The sequence below is a fragment of the Veillonellales bacterium genome (assembly GCA_039680175.1).
GTDB lineage: Bacteria > Bacillota > Negativicutes > JAAYSF01 > JAAYSF01 > JBDKTO01.
Genome location: JBDKTO010000074.1, coordinates 134,756 through 157,804, shown reverse-complemented (window position 1 = coordinate 157,804; position 23,049 = coordinate 134,756). Strand labels below are relative to the sequence as shown.

The window sequence follows — 23,049 nt, the reverse complement described above, 5'->3', positions numbered from 1 at the left end:
TTCCCCCTCCCGGTTTTCTGATCAACCGTCGGCCAATTTGTTCAGAAATTCTTCCGTAGTCATAACCGTTACCTGCGGCTGACAAACCAGATCGCGATACAATTGCGCTGCTTTGCCGCCGGTAAAATCCCGTTCTTCCACCGGTAAATCCTCAATCACAATCAATTTGGCAGCGGAAAAAGCCGCCGCCAGGTTATCCAGATTCTGCTCGCCAAAGCAAAGGCTGCCGAGTACCGTCCAGTCAGCGGCTATTATCTTCTCCCGGTTCGCTTTGGCCAGAGCAGCATCAATTCCGCAGAATGGCGGTCCCGTCAGACTATCCAGCTCAAACGCGTCCGCCACATCGGCATCCGTATCCCCCTGCTGAAAAACCCCGCCGCTCAGCTGATATCCTCGCTCGTGCAGCACCCGGATAATATCGCCTGAAGCGCCGCCGCCGCCAATGATATGTACTTTTTTCTGCAGCGTCGACACCCCAGCTGCCGCATAGGTGTGAATATCCAAGTTACCCGTTATCTTATTCATAAATACGGCCGCATGCAAACCGTAAGCCCGTTCCAGATTTTCCACCGTAATCACTTCCGGCGGCACTCCGTCGGCAACCACCGTTCCTTTTGCCAGCAAAATCAGCCGAGAACAGAATTTCGCCGCTAATTTAAGATCATGAGCAATAATCAGAATGGTCTTCCCCTGTTCACACATTGTCTGACAATAACGGAATATTTCTTCCTGGTACACCAAATCCAGGCTGGCGGTTGGCTCATCCAGAAAGATCAGCGGCGTTTCCTGGGCCAGCACCTTAGCCAGCAGAATCCGCTGCCGCTCCCCGCCGGAAACCTGCTGCACCGGCTGATCCGCCAGTTTTTCCACACCGGTAAAGGTCATATATCTCTGAGCAATCCGGTAATCTTCCTTGCTTTCGTTCTGCCACCATTTTAAATAGGGATAGCGTCCCGCCAGCACCACTTCCATAGCAGTAAAGCCGAATCCCACATTGACTTCCTGCTGCATATAGGCAATCATACGAGCCATTTGCTTATCCCCAAAAGCACCGACCGGCTGCTGAAAAACTCTGATATCGCCGGCCGTAACAGGCTGCATGCCGCGCAATCCCCGCAGCAGTGTACTTTTCCCCGCTCCGTTAGGGCCGATAATGCCAATAAATTCTCCTGCTCCGGCAAAAAAAGAAACATCTTCCAGGATTGTTTTCTCTCCGATAGCGATCGTCACATGTTCTACCGCCAATGATTCCTGCTGTATCCCGCTCATCAGAAACCGCCCTTCTTCTGCACCCGGTGCAGCAAATACAAAAAGTAAGGCGCACCGGTCAGTGCCGTCATGATGCCGACCCGGACTTCCGCCGGGGGAATCAAAAGCCGCCCCAGCGTATCGCAGCCGACTAAAAACAGCCCTCCTGCCAGTGCGCAGGCCGGTATTAACGTCCGGTGCTCCGGACCGATTAAAAGGCGCATAATATGCGGCACAATCAAACCAACGAACCCAATAGTTCCGCTTACGCAGACAGCCGTAGCCGTAGTCACCGCCGTAACCAACAGCAAGATCAGCCGCAAAGCGGCTACCGGCATTCCCACCGACCGGGCTTCCTGATCCCCCAGCACTAAAATATTCAGGTGCCTGGCCAGCAGACAGCAAACCGATATCCCGGCAGCAACCGGACCAATCGCCAGATAGACATGTTCCCAGCGGCGGTAATCCAGACCGCCTACCATCCAGAACAAATACTCCCGCAGCCGGTTTTCATTCATAAATGTCAGCACACCGGAAGTCAAAGCACTCAGCAGCATGCTGACGGCAATACCTGACAGCAGCAATACCATAACCGGTATCTTGCCGTTTTTCATTGACAGCAAAACCGTCATCGCCACTGCCAGCAGCGCGCCGGTAAAAGCAAACAAGGGCATATAAAAAATACCGTTTGCCGTAAATCCCAGGGCAATAGCAATCACTGCTCCCAATGCCGCGCCGCTGGATACGCCGATGACCCCCGGATCCGCCAGGGGATTACCGAATACTCCCTGCAGAACCGCCCCTGATACGGCCAGAGCCGCGCCTACCATCAATCCCACCAGAGTGCGGGGCAGCCGGATGTGCCAGATAACAGCCGTCTGCTCCGGCGTCAAAGCGCTTCCCGCCGCAGGAGAAATATGCAGCTGCTGTCCCAGCACACCCAGTATTGCCTGGGCCGGAACATACACCTGTCCGCAGGCCAAAGATAAAATAGTCACAGCCAGCAGCAGCAGTCCCAGTAGGAGAAAAACTGCTCTATTATGTCTCTTAACTGCCATAAATTTATCCTTTCGTTTCCTTTATCTCATCATATACAGCAGCGCATTGATAACGGCTGCCGCAATAGGGCTGCCGCCCTTGCTGCCCTGTACCGTAATATAAGGAACTTTTGACGTTGTTTCCAACAGGGACTTCGATTCGGCGGCACCGACAAATCCTACGGGAATGCCGACAATCAGCGCCGGCCGGATACTGGTCTCCGCCATTATTTTCAAAAGTTCAAATAGCGCCGTAGGCGCATTGCCGATGGCAACAACCGCGCCATCCATGTGATCGCCGAATTGTCTCATCGCAGCCATGGATCGGGTAATACCCGCGTCCTTTGCTATCCGGGCAATGGCATCATCGGCAATCAGGCAATGGATATTTCCGCCGTACCGTCCCAATTCCCGCTTATTGATACCGGTTCGCACCATTTCAACGTCACAGTAAATATCGCTGCCTCCCGCCAAAGCCGCACAGCCATCCTGGATGGCATCGGGGTGAATCCTGATATGATTGGCATAATCCGGATCACCGGCGGCGTGGATGATGCGGGAAAAAACTTTTGTTTTATCCGGCGGCAGACTTAACCCTTCCAAATAAGTTGAAATAATCTTCATGCTTTTCGTTTCAATCATTCCCGGGTCTGTAATATAGTTCATTTCTATTTTTCCTCCTTATATTGCGGATAACCGGCATAAAATACCGCTTATCCTTTTTACCTCTCAACCATACTTCTTATACAGACAAAAAATAAGCTCCTGCCGTACGGCAGGAGAAAAAATAAGCACTGCAACATATAAACATCTCTGCTAAAAATCCCGGCGTATACAAATACACCGGGACGAAATCAGCACAATCGCAAAATATATATTGCTATGCAAATCCCCTCCCCATACCTCGCAGGTAATAACGGTGATTGCTGTACAGGCAGTTCTCCTGGCTTTGGATCATCGCTTTCCTCAGCCTTCCCAAAACTTCCGTTTCAGTGGCATACTTTACAGGATTGCTCTCCATTACAGTGGCGGGACCGCACCGGACTCTTACCGGACTTCCCTATTAAGCCCTATTAGGCACCTGTACCAACTTATGAAACTTTTCACTTTATGGCATCATAGTACCTGATACCGTCACTATTGTCAAGGCAGCAAATAAAATCTGACAATTCATACTCCAAGGCACTATTTCCTTATCGTTTTATTTTCCGTCGCCCCGTTCCTCCAGCTCGCCTTCAATTGAAAGATAAAGCTGCTGCAGTTCCTGCAGTGTCTGCTCGTCAGCCTGCCACATATTCCGCTGGGAGGCTTCCAGCAGTTTTTCCACAATTCGCTGCAGTGCCCAGGGATTGACTTCCTGCAGCCATTCCCGCATCTTTTCATCAAGAGCATATTTTTTTGCCAATCCGTCATACATCCAGTTTTCCATCACTTCGCTGGTCGCGTCCCAGTCATAGCAATGGGCCACCGTACCGGCCAAATCCGCCGCTCCTTTATAACCGTGCTGCTTCATGCCTTCGATGTATTTCGGATTCATCACCTCGCCGCGGAATATGCGCTTGAATTCTTCTTCCAGACTTCTGAGCTCCACATGCTGCCGATCGGAACTGTCGCCGCAATAAGAACGGGGCGCCTTCCCTCTAAAACTGCGCACCGCGGCGATCATGCCGCCGTGATAGGCGTTAAAATCATCGGAATTCAGCATATGCACTTCCCGGTTATCCTCATTTTTAATCGTAACATCCAGGCTGCTCAAACGTCGGGTAAACAAGGCCGGTACAAAACTCCCGCTGACCTTGCTGCCATAGGCATGGGCCCCCCAGCGCACATAAACCTGGGCCAGATCATCCACTGTTTCCCAATTTTTGGCCTCCAGCATATGCCCCACGCCGGCGCCGTAGGTTCCCGGCGGGCAGCCGAACACCCGGTAGCAGGCCTGCTCCCATGCCTGAGATTTATCTGCCCCTTGTTTTTCCAATTCGCCGGCGTCTTCCAGCGCATGCTTGCGCACATAGTTGCTGTCCGAGCTTTCCTCCAGTTCCGCAGCCATGATAGCCGCTTTGTCCATCCACTCCACGGCTGTCGGCAGGGCGTCCCTCACCAGACCGCTGATGCGGGCCGTCACATCAATTCGCGGCCGTTTCAGTTCGGCAAGGGGAATAACCTCCAAATTCACGACCCGCAGACTGCCTCGCTGCCATACCGGTCGGATCCCCAGCAAATACAAAAATTCGGCAATGCATTGACCGTGACTGCGCATATTGGCACCGCACCATACTACCATGCCGATGTTTTCCGGATAACCGCCTTCCTCTTCAATATACCGTCCAATCACATTGTCGCCCAGCGTCTTGCCGATTTCCCAGGCCGACGGCGAAGGCAGCGTCCGGGGATCAATGCCGTAAAAATTGCGGCCTGTCGGCAGAATATCGGCCATCCCGCCGGTAATCGCTCCAGCCGGGCTCGGTTCAACATAGCGGCTTCCCAGGGCTGCCAGCAGATTGGTAATCTCCTGCTCGGTCTTTTGCAGATTCGGCACCACCGTCTGGCAAATATAACGTCCTGTCTGCAGCAATTGCTCTGCAATCTGCGGCGTAAACTGTTTTATCCAGGGCAAATCCAAAATACGCCCCGCCTGTTCCACGGCAAAATTGTTCTCAGCCAGCAGCCCGATAATTTCACGGCACTGCCCCCTGATTTCGTCCAGCAATGCTCCGCCGGTCTTGCTGCCGTCCGGCAGCAGGGTGCCGCTTTGCTCCAGCAGTTGATAATAGTCGCAGCCGTAAGCGGCGGCAAGTGCTTTCGGCATGGAGGGAACATCCCCGTTGTCCATGCGGGTAAGCGCCAGCAAATATTCTTCCAACACTTCTCCTTCCGGCGGACAGCCCAGCACATGCAGACCAACCCGGATTGTCATATTTTTAATATCCGTAATATAAACATGCAATCGCTGTACATAGTCGTCAAAAGACTGATCCGCCTGTTCCGGAATATCCTCCGTCAGATTCAGCGCCGCGGCCTTGCCGCGGATTTGCTCCATCACCACGTCCAGATTACCCGGTTGATTCACCTTAAAATGAACATATTCGTCCAGCAGCTTTTCCAGCTCCGCCATCTCTTCATACGTGTCGGCGTGACTCATCGGCGGCGGCAAATGGCCAATAAGGCAGGCGGCTCCCCGCCGCTTGGCCTGCAGTCCCTCGCCGACAATCGTAATCAGATAGGGATACACATTAGGAAGATCGCCAATGGACAAATCAGGGTAGCAGCGGCAGGACAGACCCGCTCCCTTGCCGGGAAGCCATTCCAATGACCCGTGGGTTCCCACATGAACCACGGCGTCCGCCTGCCAGACATCCCGGATCCAATGATAATAAGCCAGATAATGATGGGTGGGAGCGCAATCCGGCGAATGCAGTATTTTCCCGGGATCCTCGCCGAATCCCCGGGGCGGCTGCACCGTGATGAAAATATTGCCGTTCAGCCTGCCGGGGACTAATAGCTGCCCGTCGTAATGAAACACATCGCCGGGCGGCTCGCCCCAATCCCTGGTCAACTGCTCCCGGTTTTCCGGTGCAATGTTGTCAACCCATTCACGGTATTGGGCATCGCTTACTTTGCCGGCAGCCTGTTCGATTTGCTGTTCGGTTAAATAACGCCGGTCGTTCGTGGCTGCCGCCAGCAAATCATTCATGAAAGCCTGGCTGTCGGCCGGGATATGATCCACTTTATATCCCCGCCCGGCCATACGCTCCAGCAGCAGGCGAATGCTTGCCGGTGAATCCATGCCCTGGGCACTGCCGATATTGGAATTTGTCGCCGGATAATTATGAAAAATAATGGCGATTTTTTTCTCGCTGTTGGCTTTGCAGCGCAATCGGGCCCACTTGCCGGCTTTACGTACTACCAGCCCCAGCCGCTCCCTAATAGGCATGTATCTTTTCGTCCCATCGGGGAAATTCTCTTTGCTGGCAACCGGTACCGCATGAATAACACCGTCAAATTCAGGCATGGAAATCGTATGAGAAATTTCCGTCGGCGTCATGCCTTCGCTGCTGTTTTCCCATTCCGCACAAGGACGCAGCAAGCCATAAGCCTGCAAAATCGGCACGTCCAGCTGACGCAAAAATTTTTGATCCACCGGCCTGCCGACGGTAAGGGAAAATTTAAACGTATTGATCAGCACATCAATGAGCTGCATTCCATCCTGATAAAAATACGCTTTCACCGTATCATCCACACCGGAAATTTTCTGTTCGGCATTGCGCGCCCAATGGCTGAACGCTGCGATCACATTCATGCCCTGACGTTCGATTTCCTCCGCCAATGCTGTCTGATATGCCAAATCGCCCCAGACCCATTCGTCCCGGGAAAACAAAATACCGATTGTCGGACGGTCCGGTTTGATAAACTGTTCCTGATATTGTGCAATATTAACAATCGGTTCGCCGGCCCGGGGATGAAAAATGCCATTCCATAATAATTGCTGCGGCGGCTGATATTCACAGTCTTCGCCGCAAAATTCCGCCGCCAGCCACAGCCAGAAATTCCGGTAATTCTCCCTGCCGCTGTACAATAAATAAGTGCGCATCATCACCTGTTCTTCCAAAGAAACTCCCTGCAGCGAATCTTCCGGATTGGCAGCGGCAGCCAGCATAACATGCCTAATTCCTTTTTTTCGCAAAAATTTCATTGTCTGCTTTAAAAACCGAATATCATAGCTGACACCCATCCATGAAAATAAAACGATGTCGCTATTTTCTAAGACAGCCGCATGCTCCGGTTCCCAGATACTATTTCCATTCAAGAAAACAACCTGGCTGCCGGTTTGCAGCTTTCTTTCTGCTTCCAACTGTTTCCGTGCCTGCTCCATCATCGTAAATTGACGCTCCATATTGGTCAAAAAAACGACACGGGCCATATTCTCCCCTCCAGTTTCACGAATAACTTCCGGCAGTCTTACCGCCCCGCAAAAACTGAGTACCTGCTGCTAGAAAAATTTATGCCTGCATTAACACTCGTCAGTGTAGGCCATAGGGAAACGCTGCAGCCCTTTCATACTCTGAACCTGCAGCTTGACGGTTCCGGCGCCTGGTTCATTAAAAAATGAAACGATACCCCAGTTCAAACGAGCGTTCCGGCGTGTAATAGGCGGAAGTGGCTGAAGAGTGAGTGGTAACATCCCTGCGGTCCAGCAAATTATCGATAGTCAGATAGACTTCCTGCTCTTTTACCGGTTTATAGGCCAATCGCATAGAGGTCAGAAACATAGGCTTCACGCCTTTCGGATTATAATTGTTTTCCAGGGTTCTGTCCGCCAGATAATTGCCCATCAAGCTGGCCGTCCATTTATCCTTGCTATAGTTGACACCGCCGTTCACCAGCCATTTGCCGTATTTATTGACCCAGGGAGTATTTTGCTTAACACTGGATGATTGTACCTGCAGGTTCTGCCAGGTAACTCCCCAGTTGAAGCTCCAGCCGTTTGTCCCGTTGATGTCGCAGGACAATTCCACGCCAGTATCTTTTTGATTTTCATTTTCCGTATACCACTGGTTCGGATCGCTTGTGTTGGTGCTGATAAAATCATCGATTTTATAATGAAAAGCAGCTAGCCGCCAGGCATGGCTTTCGTTAATTTTTTTAAGGCCGATCTCATAATGCGTTCCGGTTTGCGGCTTAATATTGGGATCTCCTTTTACTTGGGTTGTCTGTCCGTACAATTGGGCAAATGTCGGCATAATAAAAGATTGTCCCACACTGGCATAGGCGCTTGTTTCCTTGTCAAGCTTACGCAATAACTGAACCTGCGGCGTAAACTTACTGTAATTATGGTCGTTTTCCTCGCTGCCGGTCCATGTTTCTCTGGCCGACAGGGTAATATTGGTCATATCACTTAAAGGATGATTCCAGTTGGTAAATACCGAATAGACCATCCGGTCATATTCTTTTGTCCCGGCTGTCCCGCTATTGTAAAATTCTTTCTGGGCACTGCCGCCAAAAATCAGTTTGTCGGTGCCAAAAGAAAATTCTTTTTGCAAATCAAGTCCCTGAGTTTTATCCTCGCTTTGCGCCCAGCTGGCAGACCCCAGCTTGCTGCTTCGGATCGTACGATAATTATTGTAAATCGTCCCTTTTACAGCCGGAGAATCATAGCGCAAAAACAGCCGGTCCTGCGTTGTATCATAATCATTGTCGGTAGTCAGTTTTCCGGTTTTACAGCTGGTCGTCTGGTAGCCATATCTGTCCGTACTGTAAAGCTGGGAAACCGACCAGTTTTTATCAAACTGGTAGTTCCAGCTGGTCATATTTTTTTCACTTTTTTTTAAGTCGGAATAGGAAGTAAGAGCACCTGTCTTTTTATCGAAGCCTTCGCCGTACCTATCCACTTTCCCCAGTTTGTCATAGTTATAGCCAAAGCCTAATTTACCGGCCTGCAAACTGAGACTGTGTTTTTGCTTATCATCACTGCCGCCGGAAAACTTAACAGAATCGGTGCGTTTCTTCTTGGTAATAATATTGATGACCCCGCCGGTGGCATCGCTGCCATAAAGAACAGCTCCGCCGCCTTTCATGACCTCAATCTTTTCCACATCGTCAACAGGCATATCTTCCAAACTGTATAAGCCTCTAAGATTCATCGGCACACCGTCAATCAGAATCAATGTTCCTTTTTCCTGTCCCCGGATAACGACCTTGCTGGTCATTGTCGATATGGATTGTCCATTGGGTCCCTGGGAATTATAAATAAGTCCCTCGCTGAATTTTAAGGCCTCAATCACTGTATTGGCGCCTGTATTTTTCAGCTGTTCCTCCGTATACACCTTCACCATGGCCGGTGTGTCCAAATCCCGCTTTTCATACCGCTGGGCGGTAATAACCATTTGATCGAATGAAAACTCCCGGGATTCATTCGTATTGGCTGTTTCGGCATAAGCCGTACCGGAAACCATAAGCGCGGCCATAAGCAGGGCCGCAAGCCGTGTTTGCGGTTTTGACTTCATTTTCTGTTTAAGCATCATAGAGTACCTCCCTGTACGAAATAAATTTCAATAAAGCGAAAAAAATAAACCTCCCTTCTATTCAAACGAAGGACGGTTTTGTAACAAAACTTTAGTAAAAATCCCGGCGTTAAAAACGCCGGGACGAAATGAGCACAACTAAAAAAGGCTAAACTGCTGTGCAAATCCCCTCCCCATCCATCGCAGGTCATAACGGTGATCGACATACAGGCAGTTCTCCTGGCTCCGGATCATCGCTTTTCCCCTACCTTCCCAAAACTTTCGTTCCAGTGGTATATCCCGGGGATTGCTCTCCATTACAGTGGCGGGACCGCGCCGGCTTCGCACCGGACTTCCCTATTAAGCCCTATTGGGCACCTGTACCAATATATGAAATTTTTCACTTTTACATATAATCCTAAAAGAAAAAATCTTCTTTGTCAAGAAAAACCTAATTTTATACTAATTTTTGTCAAATTCATTCCTTATTTTTACTGCCCGCAGAAAATAAATCCCTAACCACATAAACCAATATCAATAAACCGCCGCCGAGGGCAGCCCACTTAAGCCATGGGTTAGCTGTGATTATTTGCCAGTTGCTGCCCATCACGGCTCCGGCACTTAAAAATACAGTCAGCCAAAGAATTGCATGTATCATGTCGTAGATAAGAAAATTGACAATAGAAATACCGCTGATGCCGGCTATATAGGGAGTCACATTGCCGATCGTTGGCAGAAAGCGACCGCCGATCACATACAGCGGCGCCGATTTCTGCAAAAGTTTCTGTGCCTTGCCGATGCGTTCCGGGTTTAATCTAATATATCTCCCCCATCGCTTTATAAAAGGTTCTCCCATACGGCGCCCCAGCAGAAAGGCAGAAAGGGAGCCCAGCAGATAGCCAAGCAGAGAAACCAGCCAGGCGGCAATAATACTAAACTCCCCCTGCCTGGATAAAAAGCCGGCAAAAGCCACCAGCACACTGCCGGGAAAAGGAAGTCCTATTGCTTCTAAAAAAACTCCGGCAAACACCCCCGGCAATCCCAGACTGCTTAAAAAGTCAATAATCCAGTCAAACAAGCGATCCCCTCCCCAGCTATTTATTATGGCTGAGAAGGGGATTAAATATTTACCCGGAATCCCCGGCTTGACGGCTCCGGTGCCGGGCATCAGGCTATTTTTTATATACGTCCCCGCGGGAACCAATAATCGAGATAACAGAAATCAGCAGGCGCTCTTCCTGGATACGGTAGATGATGCGCCAATCACCTACCCGCAGCCGGTAGTGGTCTGCCTGACCTTTCAGGGGCTTTACGTTAGGGGCCATGAACGGATCCTTAACCAACCGGTCTAAGGCGAGAATCATTCTTTTGGGCGTTACCTGGTCAAGGCGGTCCATACAATGTTCTGCATTCCGCGACAACTCCACATCATACATCATATCGTTTACGCAGTTCGCTCAAAGAAATAGTCTCCCCGCGGGCGATTTGCGCTTCTCCTTCTTTGATCGCGGCGATTTCTTCCGGTGTCAGTTCATCATCCATTTCGTCGGCAATTTTTACTAGCCGGTTGAGTTTTTCCTCAGGCATATACCGGATAATGTTTATGAGCTTTCTTTTCACCGCCAGCATCGTCATCACTCCCATACTGCTTTGTATGCATATTATAGCATAAAGCGTTACAAATCACACCATCTCCCTTACACCGCAAAAGCGGATTTTTCCGTCTCCATCGACAATAAGGAAGTACGGCGTATATATCGCGATTACGCTTTCTTCAGCAGGTAAATATCCTTTTCCTGATTTAACAGGCGGTTATTCAAAAGATCAATTTTGGCATTCAATTCGACAATATCCTGTTTAGTGGCAAGCTGAGCAATATCCTCTTTGCCAGCTAAATTGGCAACCGCATCCTTGCTCAATGTATCGGCGGCAAGGTGGTCGATCTTCGCGTTGGCCACCTCTGTATTATGCAGCAGTGCTTTAATGAAAGCGCTGCTTTCATCCTGCCGACTGCGGATACCGGCGACCTCTTCCTTGAGGTCGGAAACCTCTCCCTTGATACCGGCGACCTCTTCCTTGAGGCCGGAAACCTCTCCTTTGATACCGGCAACCTCTTCTTTGAGGCTGGAAACCTCTCCCTTAATACCGGTGACTGCTTCCTTCAGGCCGGAAACCTCTGCTTTTAATTGCGTTTGGCCGTTTGTCAAGCCGGTAAGCTGTTCAAGCACAAGCTTTTGGAAGTCTTCGCTGTTCATGCTGCACCTCCTGTTTCCCCTGATTTCATTTTATCATTGCCAAAGCGGGGAGGCAATGATATGTCAAAAGTATTTCTCGTATTATTAATCAATCAGGCAGCCGCTACAAACAAAACTCGTTTATTACTGATTGCGTGCAAAACTTTTCGTCACTTCGTACAAAGAGTCAGCAAAAGTCTTAACCGGTACCTCTTTGAATACTATTTTTTTTGTCTTTATATCTTCCAGCAAAACTCCTTGAGCACTGTAGAGTTTAGTTTCTGTCACAGCATACTGCCTTTTGTCAACATTAAATGTCATCTCCATGTCACTGAAACCAACCTTATCATCGGCCTTAAGTTTTGCTTTGTACTGTTCATTCAACCGACTTACGACCTCGGGATTGTTAAATATTGTTCTCGCAAGAACATTGACAGCATTTCCCTTATTTTCAACCATTACTAGGGATTTGCAATCAAACATATAGATACCAATGTCATTAGCAAACACTGCTGCCCAGCGCGCCCTCTCCTCCTCCGCCGGAGTCAGTTTTTTCTCCCGGGAAACTTCCATCTCCCAAATTTTAGTTCCAGGCTCTCCCGCATTTTCGGCTGCTTGGACCGAAAAAGATGGAACTATGCACAACAGCATTAAGAATACGATTATTATTTTTTTCATTTTCCGCTCCTTAACAAACGATTCTCTGGCAGCTGCAACAATAAGCTTCTCAAACTCAGCTCGCCATAGCTTTTATCAAACCGCATTCAAATCAGAATTTATACTGCAAAGTAGCATAGTAAGTACGGCCTTGGATCGGGTACTGGATATTGACCGCTTCGCCTTCATAAGTTTTCTTATACATGTCAATTGCTTTGTTAAATATATCGTTGACGCCCATTGACAATTGGAATGATTTATCTATTTTGTGTTTGACCCCCAGATCCCAAACCGTTAAGGAAGACTGGTTTTCAGTTGCTCCTGTAGTAAGCGGTATCGGGTCAGTGTACATATCGGCTACATAACGCAGCTGCGTAAATAGGCTCCAGCTTGTATTCGGACGGTAAGTTACGCGCACTGTGCCTTCCCACTCCGGTATATACGTCAGATAACCGGAAGTCGTATTTTTGTCATAACCTGGCAGACAAGTCATGTCGTAGCTTACATGACTGGGCTTCGTATAGGTTGCCTGCAGGTTAAGGTCCCATTTCTGCCAGGACATATCCGCCTGCATTTCTAGGCCGTTGACTTTTGCCTTGGCCGCATTCGTGTAGAAGAAGAAGAAATGCCGGCTCATCAATTGCAGCAGATGGTCGGAATCCCGTCCGAAATAGGTCAGCTGGAATTTTGCGCTGTCAGCCCCCAAAGCCTTGCCATCCCAAATGGCGCTCAAATCCCACTGGCTCCCTTCTTCCGGCAATGGAAATACGCTGTCCGTACCGCCAACATTCGGCATCGGCCAGATGCCCGCGCCGTCACCGGCGATTTCGTACATGTTCAGCAGTCTGTAATAGGTGCCGCCCGTTGCCCTGATAGTCAGGTTGTCACTCACCTTCTTTTTCAAAGCCATTTGCCATGTCGCTTTATCATTTGTTTGCACGTCTTCTTTATGGAACCATTTTACCTTCTGGGGATCGTTTGCCGCATCATACCTGTCGCTGCGCCCCAAGATAGTTGACCTGTTGTAGCGGACGCTCGGCGTCAGCCAAAAGTCTTTCTTTTCATTCAGAGTGATGGTATCCTGCACTTGGGCATTAAAAATTTTTTGTTCATAGTAGTTGCGCCATCTTTTTCTGGTATCTTGGCTGGAATTTTTATAGTCAAACATGCGCCAGCCGTCGATATCCATTTTTTCTTTGGACCCGTCTAGTAAGAACTCTATTAAATGTTTGTCGCCGGCCTTATAGCTGCCGTCGAACTTGACGCCTAAACGGCGGCTGTCGAATTTGCTCCACAGACTGTTGGCTGCGTAGGTATTGAGAACAGCACCTGCATTCTGGTCTATCCACTGCCAGTTGTCTACATAATAGTCTTTATTCTGGTCCAGATAGTTTACGCTCCAGCCCCATTCCAGGTTGCCTGCCGTATCGCGCCTTCCCAGCAACGCTTCTTTGGCTGTCAGTTTTTGATTGCGGTGATAATAAATATCTAAAATATCATTAAATTCAGCGTTCGTATCTACACTAGGCAAATCACCATAATTGTTGTTGTAAGGATATGGCAGATGCCTCTCTATTTGTTTCCAGGTAGCCTTGGCCAGCCAATGGTCATCCTGCCATTTGATAATGGCATCCGTATTCTTATAGTCATTCGCTTTACGCCAACGTTCAGACGTTGATGCCTCGCCGGCCATACCGTAATATTTTTTGGCAAATTCATAGGTTTCCTTAAGCTGTTCTATTTGCCGTAACCCTGAGTCGCCTTTCCAGCGTTCCAGAAAATCCTTAAAAGCAGCTCCATGCGTACCGTCTTTCCAATCATTGCCAAGTATATCCTGTATACTGGTAAAATTGGTCTGCTTGTAGCTGTTATAGGCATTGATGTAGCTGCTATAATCGGTTACCGTGTAGCCAGCCTGATTAAGTGTATACAGACTAACTCTAAATTTATTCCCTGAAACAAGACTTTGATACATCTTTGCCTGATTCACTGCTGAAGTATCATAAAGAGCATTTATATTATCATAATTTGTAAAATATTTATTATTTTGGATGCCTTTTAACAATAAAGCATCATTGTCTGCCAATATAGCTTCTATTTTTGAATCATACTTATCCCAAGCCGTCTTCAGGAGCGTAAAATTGTCTTCATAGTTCTTTTTATAATCTGCCGCTGTTGTTCCTGAAGATATAATTGGCTTCAACTTTTGCACATTACCATTTTCATCATAAATACCCAGCTTTTTCATAGCGGAATTGTATTCACTTATCGTGTTTTGTTGATAGCTTGCAGCTGTCATCATGTATTGTTGATAGTTTTTATCAATATCATATGAAAAGTTCTTGTATTTGAAATCTCCGTCACTTTGTTCGTGATTGACGCCCACCATCAGGCTGCCTTTTCCCAAGGGAGCATCCACCTGCAGACTTCCCTTATAACCGCCGAAGGAACTTTGGCCGATGCTGGCCTGCACATTCTCTTTCGTCGGCCTCTTCGTCACGATATTAATCACGCCGCCCATGAAGGTACCGCCGAACCGCGCCGGAATATAACCGCGGTACACTTCGATGCGCTCGACATTCTGGACCGGAATCGTGGAAATATCCGCCGCAGCATCCCCGCCAAGGTTGAACAGCACTCCGTCTACAAATACGCCTACCTGCGCTGCCGTGGAACCGCGCACGCTGACGGTGGTATACTGGCCTTTGCCGTTAAGCTCGCGCACGTGCACGCCCGGTACCTGCTTTAGGAGTTCCGGCAATGTTTTCTGTTCGCCTTGATAATCGTCAGGCCTGATAATCGTCACCGTACCGGGCGACAGCTTGCTCTCCCAGTCCGGCCGTTTCGCCTCGACCGTTATTGCTTCCAGTGTATATTTTGGTTCAGCCGTATTCTGAGTGCCGTCTTCTTCCGCATAGGCATTTGAGCCTACGCAGGTTAGCCCCAAAAGCAGCGCAATAGCTATTTTCTTCTCTAAATACCGTTTTTTATTCATCCTAAGCCCCTTTAATAATTTTTTATATAATCCTTGTACCTCTTTATGCATTTGTCGTCACTTTCTCATCCTATGCGATACTTCTCTACCCCTCTGTCGTTTTCTATTTTGTAGGAGCAAGGGGACGCAGGAGCAAGGGGACGCAAATAATGCTTCGCATTTCATTTTCACTGCTCTTCTGGCGAAGCATCATCAGACTCCGTCGCATAGCCGGTGCATGAATCAGACTATTTCACCATTCCCGATCATGCCGAGAATCCTGCCGGCGATGGCCGCGTCATCCGGCTCGTTTTCAGCCAAAAGCGGCGAAATCTGCCGCCATACCCCTTCCGGATCAATCGCCAGCGCCCGGTCGTTCAGCCACTCGCTTGTCATGCCGGCCGCGGCTTTGATCCCCTTGTCCTGCAGGACGGCGAGCCGTTCTTCATACTCTTGTTTCAGCGCGGCCGCTACCCGGGTTTTATCGACATAGGTCAGATCAGCCGATTTGAATACGGCCAGCATAGCCGCCTGGATAACGGCGTCGCCTTCGCTTTTATTCGTCATGCCCTTTTCAATGGCGGTATAAAGCAAACTGTTGTATTCGGTGAAATAGCGGAAGTCGTCCCGGTACAGCGCCGCTTCCACGCTGAACAGCATATAGTCGTAGCCGGTGAGCGGCTTGGCCGATGACTGCTCGTCGCCGAAACAAAGCTGCGAGTTTTTGACGAACAGTTTTTCCGGCTGAAATTTGCCGGCATCAGCGCCAACGACGGCAAAATAGCCGCTTGTGAGGGACACGCCGCCCAGGCTGTCCGTACCGGAATATTCATTGTGAAACACCAGGCGGATGTCTTTGTCCCCGCCGTCCAGCAGGTCCTGAATGCCGTTTACCGTGCTGTCAACCACCTTAAGGGTGGTTGACAGCTGGCCGATGGTCAGCAGGCTGGAAATGCTGCTGGCGAGACTTAGGAATGACTGCAAATAGTCTTTATTGACATAGGCCAGTAAGGCGGCGCTGATGGACACATTGCCGCCGCGATAGGGCACCAGATTGGTCAGGGCGTAATTCAGCTCCACGCCATGTCCCAGGGAGCTTTCATTCAAATTCAGCGCCAGCGGACCGGCCAAGCCGGGCAATTGCTGGGCATCATTAGAGCCGAATTGCAGCGCTGCGACCGAAGAAACAACGGGAACATAGCTGCGGAATAATTTACGATCGTCTTTTAAGAACATTTCCGCCAGCCGCAGGCGGAAGTAGTGCTGCCCTTCCTGAAACTCAATCTTTTCCACGTCGGATGCAGCCGGCGCAAAGACATAGTGCTTCGATTCCTTCACAAACAAATTGGTAAACCAGTCGATCAAACTCATGCTTATCCCTCCTCGGTTCTCTACACGCCGAACTGGTCGGCGGCGACCCAGTCCATGTTTAAAAGCGACCAGAAATCCGTGGCCAGCTTGTTCAGAACGTATTCATAGGGCAGCCAGCCGTACCCATGGTCGCCCCAATCGCTGCCCCAGGAGTTGCGGATAAGGAGGGCGCCGGTGGTTTCCCGGTTATACTGGGTATTTTTGATCTTGAGTGCGTCGTCATAGCCGAAAGCGGCCACGGCGTGGCCCCAGCTGGCTTGCTCGTCCGGGCCGGGGGCGGGAATGCCGCCGGGAACATCGGATGCGTCCATGGAGTTGAAGCCGTAAAAGCCGAACATGGACGGCACACCGGCAGCCAGATACTTTTTCACGCTCGCCAGCACATCGGCCGGCGTTGGATTGACGCTGGCGGCGTCATGGCGGAAATACTGCAGCGCCTCATAATTGTCGGCGATGGCATAGACGAAGGCGGTCGGTTCCTTATCAAAATCCGGGTCTTTGTCGGTATAGGGCCAGTATTTTTCCGGCGGCACGCCGCAGAGGGCCAGCGCCCCCATGGTATCCCGGATGTACGTGCCGCTGTCGCCGGCCGCGCCCTCCAGGCTGCGGGCATTCTTGTAGATGAACAGCCGCGAGGCGGTCACAGTCCGGGAAAAGGAGCGATTCTCGAAATATTCGACAATGCCCGCCGCCGCGTGGGCGGTACAGGCGCCCAGCTGCCCCTAGTCCTGAACGGGGGAGCACCACTGGCGCAGGTCGGTCTTGGCCGGCAAAGGGGCATCCGGATCGATCCCCAGCTTCTTTATGGCTTCCTGCAGCTTGGGATGACACTCGTTATAGTCGCGCAAATCCGGCAGGGGCGGCCGCCAGCCGGTCCCTACCTTTCTGTTGTCGGAAAGAATGACATGCTGCTTCATCGCAATACCTCCATTTTTTCAGCTCTGCGGGATTTCCCCGGCCCAGATTGTACGCATGATCACCGGGTATTCGTCCGTCAGGTGCCGCAGGATGATGTCAAGCGTCAGACTGACAAGCTGCGGTTCGAATTGTTCCGGCTCAGCCGTCAGACAGACATCCAAAATCAGGGAATTATCCTCGCCGATAAAATACTTGAAGTTCTTATAGGTCCGGTTCCGTTCATTGACAAAGGTGAGGACGCTGTGGCTGTTCCCGTCCCGGACGGCCGCCGGCACGACCCGCACCTGGATCGTCGCATACAGGCTGTCGTCGGTAACGAACAAGACCGGCAGCTGCTGGCCGCCGACCTCCAGATTGGTGCGAAAGAGTACGGTATGCACCGCGTCGTTCATTTCCTGTACGCCAAAGCAGGTAAGCCGACCGGCTGTTAAAAATTCCTGAAACTTGTTTGCTTTTATATTGCCATTTTCCATCGGGTCATTGCTCCTCTTCTGTTAAAAATATTGCTTAGACCGTAAATCACTCTGCCGGGCAGGCAGAAATATATGACAGGCCCGGTGGTTGCCGGGCCTGTCATCCCATGGCCTGCCGCCAGGCGGCAAGCCCGCTGCTAATTCACTGCCGTTTCTCTTGGCAAAAATAGAAAGGTTTCCGGGTCAATGCTGCGGCTGAAGCACATGGACGGCATGCCGCCATGCTGAACCACTTCCGGCTGCATCCCTTCAATAGCGGTTTTTGCGGCCGGTGCCAGCGGCATTCCCAGACAGATATTGGCGTAAAAGCGGGGCATGAACTGGCGGGAAGCTAAAGGATTGTAGCCGTCTTGCATGCCGATCACGGTCCGGAGCTGCCCCATATTGCCCAAATCCCGGTTGTCCAGCTTGCTGTTCAGCGTAAGCAAGGCAAGACCCGGCACCGCCCGGCGCAAATGTTTCAGCAAACGAATGCGGTCAAACTGACTTTCCCCGCTTTTGCCGCCGGAAAAAATCAGTGCTTCGTCATTGCTGCGGCCGACGATATGGACCCAGTCCGGCTGGTCATCGGCAACGGCAGTTATGATGTCCTCGGGTTTTTCGCAGCCGACAGCACGCACTTCTACCAAACCAGCGGCTTTCTGCGCAACTGCTTGCCGGATCGCATCGATTTCCCGCATACTGTCGATAAGGTCCAGTTTAAGAATCAACAACTTACGTTTCCCATCCATCCTTAGTCGCTCCTTAGTGATTCTGGGCCGGGCGGCGGATACACAACAGCCGCCCGGCGCCATCATCAGAATGTATATTCCACCGTCATATAATAGGTACGGCCCTGCTGCGGATAGGCAACATTTTTTCTATTGCTGTCACTGTAAACAACACATTGTTTCGGCCCCTTGTTGGCGATGTCATTCACACCGGCAATCAGTTTATACTGCTTATTGAATGAATACTTCATACCGATATTGAAGAGCCCCATGGCTTCATAGTAGTACCTTGAACCCGAACCATTGTACCAGCTTAGCTCATCCGTCCAGTTGTATTCACCGAAGACGCTGAACTTATTGCCGGGGAAACGGTAATCCAGACGAGCGTTGACCGTCCACTCCGGCGTCCAGGGGAAGGGCTGCCCCTGCCAGCTGGTCATGCTCATATTCGCATAAGCGGTATATCCTTTCGTAGTAAGAGAATCCTGCCATGTCGTGCTTAGCGTAAAGTCAAATTTTTCCCAATGCATTTTGCTGCTAAGCTCGACCCCCTGAATCTTTCCGGCACCGTAATTCGCATACCAGGTTGCCCCGTATAGGGGGTTAAACATAGTCGTCATCAGATTTTCCGAGTTGCGGTGGAAATACGTCAGGGTGGTATCGCTGTCCGATCCGAACATCTTTCCGGTCCGGTTAACGGATACATCCCAATTTTTCCCATGCTCCGCAGACGTTTCCGGACTCCATTCAGCGATGCTGTTATATTCATGCCATTTTGACACAAGATTGACACCATCGCCAAACAGTTCATACCAACTCGGCAGTTTGTTATAAGTACCATAGGTGGCCCAGGTGGTCCATTGATCATTCCACTTTTTCTTCAGGCCCAGGTTATAGCTGTACAGCCAGCCTTCGCCTTCTTTCACGTCAATGCCGATATCGGATTTTTGGGCCCGCACCAGGGGCGTAAAGGTCAGACTGCCGGCATCGTCCAGTTTCATCGTATCCTGGAGCTGGAGGTAGTAATTGCTCATATTGTATTTCGGCAGGAAATACTGCTCAAATTTCTTGCCCCAGTTCGTGCTCCAGGCATCGTCGGCGGTAAAGCGCACCTTCATGGTTTCCTTGCTGGCGGTGGCCAGGAATTCCAGCAGGTGGCTTTCCCCCATCTTCCAGGTGCCGTCAACGGATGCGTTATAGGTATTGTTGCGGAAGGTATTGGTTCCAAAGGCAATGTCCCTGTTGCCGTTATCGTACCGCAAATATAACGCGTCTTTATTCTGGTGAATGGCATCCAGCTTCCAACCCCATTCCACATTGCCGCTTTGCTGGCGGCGGCCGAAGGACAGCTCGGTTTTCTCCGTATCAATCGTGCCGGCACGCAACGCTTTACTAGCAGTTGTGATCTCTGGCGGCAGCATACTGTCCGGCACATCGATCAGGTAGCCGTTCACGCTGCCCGGCGTATGGGTCTTATTATTGATATAGTTCAGCTTCACAAACCAGTTTTTATCCTGCCATTTGGCCAGGATGTTGTTATCCTCATAGCCGTTGTTCTGGCGCCAGCGTGTCAGCGGATAGGTTTCTACTGGAACTTGCTTTCCATTTACAATTCCCCATTTTATGACATCATACGTATCCACAATTTTATTATATTTAAAATCTCCTTTGGCCTGGTCACGGTTAACCGCCAGCAGCAGGCTGCCGTCGCCGGCCGGAGCGGTCGTCTCCAAATTGTATTTCTGGCCGCCGAAGGACCGCAGGCCGCAGCTGACCTTGCCGCCGGTTTTATCCGGTTTTTTCGTCACGATGTTGATCGCACCGCCCATGGCCGCCCCGGCAAACCGGGCCGGGATATAGCCGCGATAGACTTCGATGCGCTCCACATTGTCGATATTGAGGTTTTCCAGGTTGACCGCCTGCTCGCTGCCGGTATTCACTAAAACGCCGTCCATGTAGATATTGACCTCGCTGGCCGAGGAGCCGCGCACCCGCACCGTCGAATAATGGCCGGTGCCGCCGCCGGAGATCCGGTCGATATAAACGCCGGGCACCGTTTGCAGCAGATCGGCCAATGTCTTATGCTCGCCGGCGTATTTCGGCACCTCAATGACGGAGACCGTTCCCGGCGAGAGTTTTTTCTCCCAGTCCGGCCGGGCGGCTTCGACCACTACCGGAGCGAACGTAAACTCACCCGTACTGCCCGGCGGCAGCGTACCGGCTGTCCCGGTGGCATTGGTGCCGCCGGGCGATATGGGTTCAGCCGCGCCGGCAATGTTCATATTGCCATTATCACCGTTGGCTGCATTCGTCTGCGGCGCTGAACCATTGCCCTCAGGCAAATTGGGGGTTGCACCTTTGTCAACGGCAGCGCCTTCCTTCGCGGTGTCCGCAAGCGGACTCTGCACAGCCGTATTCACCGCTGCCGCCTTTTTGACTTTGGATGGACCGCCCCAATGCCAGGCGACACCGCCGTTAATCTGCCAGTCGGTGTTGACCTTGCCGCTGAAAGATTTATTGGCTTCCAGCCAGCCGTCCCGGCTGTCGCCCAGCTTGAAATTGCTGCCCAGCGTCACGTCATACCAGGTGTCCTTGCCGGCCAGGGTGTCCACCTTTTGCGAGGCCAGAACGACGTCATTCAGGCTTGGATTTGTACTGTTCTGCATGGCGTACATCATGGCGTTGCCGCCGTCCATGAAGTCATGATTGGCGGTCAGCTTGAGATACGCTTCGCCAGTGTGATCGCCCTGCCCGTAGCTCTTGCCGACGGACAGTCCGGCGCGGCCGATCAGCATGTCCATCTGGTCCTGGGAATACTTTAAACTGTTGTCCATACGGAAATTAAAGGAGCGCATTATGCCGTAGGAAAGGCCGACCTGCGGTTCCATAAACCAGCCGTTGCCTTTATCAATGCGCAAACCGTAACGGGCGCCGATGCCGTAGGTTTTGGCGTCAAAATCCTTCCGGTAGCTGTCGCCGAAGGAATCGGTATACGTATAGCCATTGTCGATTTTGCTCCAGCGCACCATGGCATCCAGATAGTGTCCTTTTTTGCCTTCCCAGAGCATATAAGCGCCGAGGCCGGTGCTGTCCAGATCGCCTTTGCCGCTGTTGTAGGCAGCGCCGCCGGTATTCTGGGCGTTGAAATCAGCATCGGCGGTCATTTTGCTGAAAAACAGTCCGGTATAGACCTTGCCGCCCAGCAGTTCCCGGTCCCGCAGCTTGTCATAGCCGACCTGGATGCCGCTGTACATCTGGCCAAAGCTGGAGTTCTGCACGCCGTCATAAGTGTATTTTCCCCGCCAGGTATTGGTCCACACGCCTTCCCGGTCACTGAAATCGTCCTTGGCAATGCCGCGGTTGGCAAACCGCCGGTCGTCGCCGCGCTTCCAGAACAGGCCGTCCTCAATCCGCCATAAATTGCGGGTCGCAAGGGCTGCATTGGCGGTAGAGTAAGCTCCCTGGGAAAGAGAGTTTGATTTTTGCGCTGTCCAAGTAACACTGTAATATTTACTTTTAGCAGTACTGGTTGTTTGTACCAGTTCCGTAGAAATATCATACTTATTGAGAGCGCCGTCAACTTGATTGGTTGCCTCCCCGGTAACTTGGAATGAGTCCATTAGGCTTTGATTCTTGGTAGCATTCGTAATACCAAAAACATTGGCAACTTCGCCTTTAAGCGTTGTATCGGCGACAGTTGACCAGGAGAAATTTGAATTGTAGCCTGCCGCAAAATTTTTATTCAGTACATATTCCAGTTTAATATTCGAAGTTGTTACACCGTCAATATGGCTTGGATTCTTCAGGGTAACGGAATCGCTACAGCCACCCCGGTAAACATATTTTGTCCCTGCTGGGTTAAGCGTGGAAAGGTGTGTGCCCAGATTGATGCGGAAGGTAAGATCATCGCCAAACTTGCCGTTTGTGATATTCATTTGACGGTAAGGAGCCTTCTCAGATCCCACAGTACTCCCTACTGGCCATGTTGTATATCCTGCCGCTATATTGTCGACATAGCCATTGTCCGCGCTGTATTTATAGGCCAGATCAACCATGGAACCCGACTCCATTCGAAAGGAGGAATAAACATTCACAACCGCTGAATCTGCCGCGTCAAGCGGACGCCAGACACTGCCGGTGAGCAAGGTTATGGCAGATTGATATTCGCCCGCATACATATTCACAGCATCTAAATCACCATCCTGAGTGTCTGTGGCATAGGTTGTCACAGTACCGGATATGGTGTGGGTATCCCCCGCTTTCCCGACCATGGTCCTATCAACATTTTCATTATTAACTGTTTGAGACGCATACAGCGGCAATGTATACGAAGTAGTAAGCAAAAGCGCCAGTGAACAGGCTCTAAGGCTCCACGCTATAGGTTTTTTACGCTGTTTTTTTCTTTGCAAAAAGGCACCCTCCCAGA

The 23,049-nt window shown here is 50.6% G+C and carries 17 protein-coding genes and 2 riboswitches; all 17 genes read right to left on the bottom strand.

Annotation, left to right across the window (positions count from 1 at the left end; translation table 11 throughout):
- Positions 1-21: 21 nt before the first annotated feature.
- The 17 genes from ABFC84_12645 to ABFC84_12565 all read right to left on the bottom strand — a co-directional run bounded on the left by ABFC84_12645 (position 22) and on the right by ABFC84_12565 (position 23,032).
- Complete coding sequence (locus ABFC84_12645) at positions 22-1,269, bottom strand: ABC transporter ATP-binding protein (protein MEN6413584.1); 1,248 nt, start codon at positions 1,267-1,269, stop codon at positions 22-24.
- A complete protein-coding gene (locus ABFC84_12640) occupies positions 1,269-2,306 on the bottom strand; it encodes an iron ABC transporter permease (GenBank protein MEN6413583.1) in 1,038 nt (345 codons plus the stop codon). Before ABFC84_12640 ends, ABFC84_12645 begins: the two co-directional genes overlap by 1 nt.
- 21 nt (positions 2,307-2,327) lie before the next feature.
- Positions 2,328-2,951 carry a precorrin-8X methylmutase gene (locus ABFC84_12635; GenBank protein MEN6413582.1) on the bottom strand — a complete coding sequence of 208 codons (624 nt, stop codon included), beginning with the start codon at positions 2,949-2,951 and terminating at the stop codon, positions 2,328-2,330.
- A gap of 249 nt (positions 2,952-3,200) precedes the next feature.
- Positions 3,201-3,385: riboswitch (cobalamin riboswitch) on the bottom strand.
- Between the two features lie 101 nt (positions 3,386-3,486).
- On the bottom strand, positions 3,487-7,206 hold the full coding sequence (cobN, locus tag ABFC84_12630; protein MEN6413581.1) for a cobaltochelatase subunit CobN: 3,720 nt from the start codon (positions 7,204-7,206) through the stop codon (positions 3,487-3,489).
- Between the two features lie 178 nt (positions 7,207-7,384).
- Positions 7,385-9,307, bottom strand: coding sequence for a TonB-dependent receptor (locus ABFC84_12625; GenBank protein ID MEN6413580.1), 1,923 nt, complete (start codon positions 9,305-9,307; stop codon positions 7,385-7,387).
- A gap of 191 nt (positions 9,308-9,498) precedes the next feature.
- Positions 9,499-9,683, bottom strand: a riboswitch (cobalamin riboswitch).
- Positions 9,684-9,764: 81 nt separating this feature from the next.
- Complete coding sequence (locus ABFC84_12620; protein ID MEN6413579.1) at positions 9,765-10,364, bottom strand: DedA family protein; 600 nt, start codon at positions 10,362-10,364, stop codon at positions 9,765-9,767.
- Positions 10,365-10,458: 94 nt separating this feature from the next.
- Entirely contained in the window at positions 10,459-10,725 is a 267-nt protein-coding gene (locus ABFC84_12615; protein ID MEN6413578.1) for a type II toxin-antitoxin system RelE/ParE family toxin, read from the bottom strand.
- A complete protein-coding gene (locus ABFC84_12610; protein MEN6413577.1) occupies positions 10,715-10,915 on the bottom strand; it encodes a hypothetical protein in 201 nt (66 codons plus the stop codon). Before ABFC84_12610 ends, ABFC84_12615 begins: the two co-directional genes overlap by 11 nt.
- Before the next feature lie 134 nt (positions 10,916-11,049).
- Positions 11,050-11,541 carry a hypothetical protein gene (locus ABFC84_12605; GenBank protein ID MEN6413576.1) on the bottom strand — a complete coding sequence of 164 codons (492 nt, stop codon included), beginning with the start codon at positions 11,539-11,541 and terminating at the stop codon, positions 11,050-11,052.
- 123 nt (positions 11,542-11,664) lie between these two features.
- On the bottom strand, positions 11,665-12,198 hold the full coding sequence (locus tag ABFC84_12600) for a hypothetical protein (protein ID MEN6413575.1): 534 nt from the start codon (positions 12,196-12,198) through the stop codon (positions 11,665-11,667).
- A 91-nt stretch (positions 12,199-12,289) separates the two neighbouring features.
- Positions 12,290-15,172, bottom strand: a complete 2,883-nt coding sequence (locus ABFC84_12595; GenBank protein MEN6413574.1) for a TonB-dependent receptor — start codon at positions 15,170-15,172, stop codon at positions 12,290-12,292.
- A 222-nt stretch (positions 15,173-15,394) separates the two neighbouring features.
- Complete coding sequence (locus ABFC84_12590) at positions 15,395-16,522, bottom strand: hypothetical protein (GenBank protein MEN6413573.1); 1,128 nt, start codon at positions 16,520-16,522, stop codon at positions 15,395-15,397.
- A gap of 20 nt (positions 16,523-16,542) precedes the next feature.
- Positions 16,543-17,238: a C1 family peptidase gene (locus tag ABFC84_12585; protein ID MEN6413572.1), complete on the bottom strand. Its 696-nt coding sequence runs from the start codon at positions 17,236-17,238 to the stop codon at positions 16,543-16,545.
- A 6-nt stretch (positions 17,239-17,244) separates the two neighbouring features.
- The gene (locus ABFC84_12580; GenBank protein ID MEN6413571.1) at positions 17,245-17,439 is read right to left on the bottom strand and encodes a hypothetical protein; all 195 of its coding nucleotides are present in this window, start codon (positions 17,437-17,439) and stop codon (positions 17,245-17,247) included.
- A gap of 18 nt (positions 17,440-17,457) precedes the next feature.
- Entirely contained in the window at positions 17,458-17,913 is a 456-nt protein-coding gene (locus ABFC84_12575; GenBank protein MEN6413570.1) for a histidine kinase, read from the bottom strand.
- A gap of 137 nt (positions 17,914-18,050) precedes the next feature.
- Positions 18,051-18,644, bottom strand: a complete 594-nt coding sequence (locus tag ABFC84_12570; GenBank protein ID MEN6413569.1) for a hypothetical protein — start codon at positions 18,642-18,644, stop codon at positions 18,051-18,053.
- Between the two features lie 65 nt (positions 18,645-18,709).
- Positions 18,710-23,032 carry a TonB-dependent receptor gene (locus ABFC84_12565; protein MEN6413568.1) on the bottom strand — a complete coding sequence of 1,441 codons (4,323 nt, stop codon included), beginning with the start codon at positions 23,030-23,032 and terminating at the stop codon, positions 18,710-18,712.
- Between the last annotated feature and the right edge of the window lie 17 nt (positions 23,033-23,049).